The 302-nt window shown below is 62.6% G+C and carries 1 protein-coding gene; it reads left to right on the plus strand.

Annotated elements, in window-relative coordinates; all coding sequences use genetic code 11:
* Positions 1–34: 34 nt before the first annotated feature.
* Positions 35–302 (plus strand): transporter substrate-binding domain-containing protein (locus tag FS767_RS22005; RefSeq protein ID WP_144968214.1); only part of this gene is annotated, 268 nt, incomplete at its 3' end.

Here is a 302-nt window from a genome sequence, read left to right on the forward strand (position 1 = left end):
CCTTTCATGCACCACCCAGGCGGCGGGCAAGGAGCTGCTGATCGCCACCGACACGGCCTTCGTGCCGTTCGAGTTCAAGCAGGGCAACGAATACGTGGGGTTCGATATCGACCTCTGGGCTGCGATCGCCAAGGAGCTGGGGGTGACCTATCAGCTCAAGCCCATGGACTTCAACGGCATCATCCCGGCGCTGCAGACCCGCAACGTCGACGCGGCGCTGGCCGGCATCACCATCAAGGAAGAGCGCAAGCAGGTCATCGACTTCTCCGACGGCTACTACGACAGCGGCTTCCTGCTGATGG

The organism is Pseudomonas sp. DE0010, assembly GCF_007680745.1.
GTDB classification, from domain to species: domain Bacteria; phylum Pseudomonadota; class Gammaproteobacteria; order Pseudomonadales; family Pseudomonadaceae; genus Aquipseudomonas; species Aquipseudomonas parafulva_B.